Source organism: Pseudobacteroides sp. (assembly GCF_036567765.1).
Lineage (GTDB): Bacteria > Bacillota > Clostridia > Acetivibrionales > DSM-2933 > Pseudobacteroides.
Window position 1 is genome coordinate 1 of sequence record NZ_DATCTU010000073.1, and the last position, 4,504, is coordinate 4,504.

At 34.4% G+C, this 4,504-nt stretch carries 4 protein-coding genes and 1 pseudogene; 4 read left to right on the forward strand and 1 reads right to left on the reverse strand.

Going from position 1 to position 4,504, the window contains the following annotated elements; all coding sequences use genetic code 11:
* From VIO64_RS10485 to VIO64_RS10500, 4 genes are all read left to right on the forward strand, one after another.
* A partial coding sequence (locus VIO64_RS10485) for an AHH domain-containing protein (RefSeq protein ID WP_331917882.1) occupies positions 1 to 1,003 on the forward strand: 1,003 nt, incomplete at its 5' end.
* A gap of 17 nt (positions 1,004 to 1,020) precedes the next feature.
* Positions 1,021 to 1,575 carry an imm11 family protein gene (locus VIO64_RS10490; protein WP_331917884.1) on the forward strand — a complete coding sequence of 185 codons (555 nt, stop codon included), beginning with the start codon at positions 1,021 to 1,023 and terminating at the stop codon, positions 1,573 to 1,575.
* 1,196 nt (positions 1,576 to 2,771) lie between these two features.
* Complete coding sequence (locus tag VIO64_RS10495) at positions 2,772 to 3,806, forward strand: IS110 family transposase (protein ID WP_331917888.1); 1,035 nt, start codon at positions 2,772 to 2,774, stop codon at positions 3,804 to 3,806.
* 134 nt (positions 3,807 to 3,940) lie between these two features.
* Positions 3,941 to 4,156 (forward strand): hypothetical protein, encoded by a 216-nt coding sequence (locus tag VIO64_RS10500; RefSeq protein WP_331917886.1) that lies wholly within the window; start codon positions 3,941 to 3,943, stop codon positions 4,154 to 4,156.
* 158 nt (positions 4,157 to 4,314) lie between these two features.
* Here VIO64_RS10500 and VIO64_RS10505 read toward each other — a convergent pair.
* Positions 4,315 to 4,504 (reverse strand): annotated as a pseudogene (locus VIO64_RS10505) (hypothetical protein); the annotation flags it as partial.

Consider the following 4,504-nt stretch of genomic DNA (forward strand, 5'->3'; position numbering starts at 1 on the left):
CCCAAAGAATACTTTGGAAACTATCGGCTTTTTGTGTAAGGTGATGTGCCCTAGTACGCTACTCTTTGTTGAAGAAAAGAAAATGTTTGCAAACCTTATAAAGGAAATGATTTCAACATTTGCAGAAAAGTTTGGTATGGCGGACAGCTATGAAAAGGGTAAGATGATTGGCGAAGCAATTTCATTTGTATTGTCGTTCTTTGTTTCTGGTGCGGGGGTAGTGAAAGCACTCAGGATACTTGACCTGCTGAGGGAATGTAAGGTATTATCAAAAGTGTGTGTTAAGGTTGCGGATAAGGCTATAGCAAGTAAAGAGGCTTTGGCAAAAACTTTAAATTTTGCTGCAGAAGCAATTGAGAAGCTTAAGTATACATTAAAATATTCCATTGATGAGCTTGCATACCAAATTAAAAGAGTTGTTTCAATAGGTCAAGAAACTGTTGTTGACCTTGGTAACGGAATTAATTATGCTATAAGAGAAGCTGATGATGTTGCAGAAGCGGCAAGGCCTGCATATAGAGAAGTTATCCAAGGCATATGGAAATACTCTGGAAAGACAGCAGATGATATAGCTGACTTTTACTTTAGTAAGGTTGCAAGCAGGACAAAAGTGTCGGGCAAATTCTCTGGCTCACCATCTGAAATATTGAGAGCAGAATTGAAGGATGCTGGGGTTACGACACCACCATATGCAAATCAGGCTCACCATATTATACCTGAAGGAATGGATGTCACTGAATTGAATGAAGCAAGAGCATTAATGGGTAGATATGGAGTTGACTTGAATTCGGCAAGTAATGGTGTGTTTTTACCTAATGCAAAAGACCTTGCACATGCCGGAAGTGCTACTGTACATAGTGGTTCACACACAGCAGAGTATGCAAGGTATGTATCAAATGCTATTAAAAGGGCTAATCTAACTTCTGCTGCTGACATCACAGAAGTATTAAATCGATTGAGAAAAGAATTACTCAATGGAACATTAAGACTAAATTCGTTATAGAAGAAGGGGTGAATAGTTTGAAAATATGGTTGATGCAAGAAGATGTTAATTTATATGAACATCTGACACTGGCTGATGCAGATAATGAAAAGTGGATTGAATTTGGAAACAAATTTGAAGGTAAAAGTTTAAAAGATAATTGGATTCCATTGAAATTAAAATTGATTGAACATGGTGGGAAACTAAAAAAAGGCGATATGCCTTATCTTTCCCCTGGAGTTCCAATACTTAGTATAAAAGCGATTAATGCTTTAAATGAATATTTAGTAAAAAACACTGAAATTTTACCTATTGATTTTAGTGATGCTGACTATAAATTAATAAATGTTATTAATCTATTAGATGGAATTGATTACAAAAAATCAGTTGTTGAGTATTATTCAGACAAAAAAAGAATAATGGCTTTCGATAAGTATTCATTCATTCTGGAAAAAGTAGAAAATCAACATATTTTCAAAATTCTTGAGCAACCAAGAGCGGATGTTTTTGTATCTGATGAATTCAGGAACAAGGTTATTGAAAGTGATCTTAAAGGCTTTAAATTTGTTGAGGTATGGGATTCAAAGGAATAATACAGATTAATTTTGCCCCGACTGTAGCAATACAGCTTCGGGGTTTTCTCTTTGCATGTTTCTTTTGAAAGAAATATAGCAAGACAAAAATCCCTTAATTTTAGGCATGAAAAGTTTAAATATGCTCAGAAGAAAAATCTAAAGCCATATATACCATGTTAATTTTATAAAGTCTATTATGGTTTCCATTTATCTAAACACACCTCTCTTTACCGAAGATCTTTGCCGTTTGACCGCTTTCATTAACATAGTAGATTATGAGCTGTAATACAGCCGACTTCAAAGCTGCTTTGGAAACAAGTCTTGGGAAAAACAATCCCCCAAACCTTCAGAAAGGCTGGCGAAGCAGTGCTTAAGAATCTATATAGCAGCTTTTTAAGCAACTGAAAAGCTGCCTCGCAGTGGCCTTGCAGAGTCAGGCCGGAGAAAGTATACGATAAAACTTTTATCGCATACTTTCTCCGGCTGTAAGTAATATCATGTGGCTACGCAGAAATTCCAGCCCTACTTATCCAAAATTATAGTTCAGTTCAATTGAAATACTCCAAGTACAAGCGAACTAGAACAAAATTTGGCTTTTTCTCTCCTGTTTTGTTTGAAAAGCTAGGCTATATAATGCAAACATTAAGTATACTACTGGGCTAGAAGGAAAGCTGCTTCCCAAAGGCTATTGCATATCTTTCTGTTCATATGTAAAGTGGAAATTATCTACTATTACTCTTAAAAGCCTTCTATAAGAATAGTCTCCGTTATATGCCATTCCAATATATTTTGAATAGCTGTATGCTTTTTTATATTTATTACTATGAGTTTCATGTTAATATAATATAGTCGTTGAAAACAAAGGGAATATAAACATAAATAAAGTATAATGTAAAAATTTGTAGACTAAAGCATGTTTATTGTATATAATAGATATGAATTATTCCATGTTAAGTTTTATACTTTTGAAAGTAATTATAAGAACTAAAACATTCATTTAGTTTGAGATAATATATAGTATGATTTTCGTTTTGTGAACCAATTTCGTATATACAATAATATTTGTTTATAGGTAAATATTAATGAAATTATATTAAAATTATTAATATTCAATGCCTTATTATATTCGGAAAATTCTTTTTTGATAATGAATGTTTTAAAATTAATTCATCTTATTCTGTTAAATTTTCAATGATGATAAATGCTTAGTCCTGATTGAAAAGAAATTCATGGTAAAGTATGTAAACCCGTCTCTTACACATGCAGAAAGGAAAAGTGCAGCAACATACCAGAAGTCAGATTCCATTGATTCCTTTTGTGTTGCCAAAGCATTATTGAGTAAATTTGATACTTTGCATGATGCACAGCCAAGCGACCTCCATTGGATTCTTGCTGATCTGGTGGGCAAAAGACGCTTACTGGTAAAGCACAGTACAGCAACAAAAAACCAATTGCATGTTTATTTAGGGCATAATTACACCAATTACCGCCGTTTCTTTTCAGGCTTTGACGGTAAGGCAGCATTATCATTCTGGGAAAGGTATCCTTCACCATCAGCCATAAAAGATACTACGATTGAAAACCTTACAGAATTTTTGTGGGAGAAAAGCCATCACTTTTACACCATTAATAAAGCCGTTGAAATCATGGATTATATTGATAAAGATGGCTATGAGGATTTACCATTTCAGGAAGAAAAGGATTCCATTATTACACTCACTGTAAAACAGTTAAAAGCAAATCAGGAATTGATAAGCGGTATTGAGGAAGAGATAAAAAAGGTTTTGCCTCAGTTCGGATATAAACTGGAGTCCATGTACGGTCTTGGTGCAATCAATGCTGCCGAACTGGTGGCAGAAATAGGGGACATAAACCGTTTCCCCAATGCCGACACTCTGGCCTGTTATGCAGGGATTTCGCCAATCCGTTATTCATCAGGCCAAACCGACAAGCATTTCAGCAACAAAATGGGCAATAAAAATCTAAGGCAGACACTCTTCAATATTTCCATCACATTATTGACCGACCCACACAAAAAAGGAATCCCCAAAAATCAATATTTCTTTGACTATTACAATAAAAAGATATCCGAAGGAAAAACCACCAAGCAGGCTCTAAGATGTATCATGAGAAAGCTTACAAATATCATATATAAAATGATGCGTGACAAGTCGGAATACAGAGAGCCACCAAGAAAGAGTCCAGAGGAAAATCTGGCACATAAACCAACCAAGAACAAAAAGAAGTAGAAAAAAGCACCGATAAGGTGCTAAATTAAACTTTTCTTGTAGCGACTTAAAGAAATAGTTTCACAATTAAATTATATATGGTTATAATATTATTGGATATTTGTTTATTTTTGTAACTTTAGGAGAAGCATGTTATGGAAAAGTCTGTATTGAAACTCATGAAATATCAAAAAGGCAATTATAGACGTGGTGGACTATTCATGATACCTGGTATCACATTAGGAATATTGGCAGCATATTTGTTTGGTGATACTGGGATAGCAATGTTTAGTATTGGAATTGTGGGCTATGGAACTGCACTTGCACTAATTTTAATTGGAGATAAGAGTAATACAAATTTGAACTCATAATCTTTATGATTATTTTGTTCCAGCCATTAGGCTTCTGCTTGTGTCATTAAATGTACGTCAAAAACCTTACTGAACTTTGAAAAAAGTATATTGTTACGACAGAGCAAATAAAAAAGGGCATAGCAAACAAGCCCTCTTCGGGGCTTTGAAAAAATTACTTAAGTCGCTTGCTCAAGGAATTTGTAAAGGCTAAACTTCTCATGTTTAATCCAAGCATCCAAATGGACGTTGATTGCAGCAAACGTAGCAAGAGCAAATCTTAAGCGATTGCTCTGAGAATTATAGCTTTCAACACAATAGTCCTCAAAGATTCTTTTAAATGAACGCTCTACGGAAGATCTTCGTTTA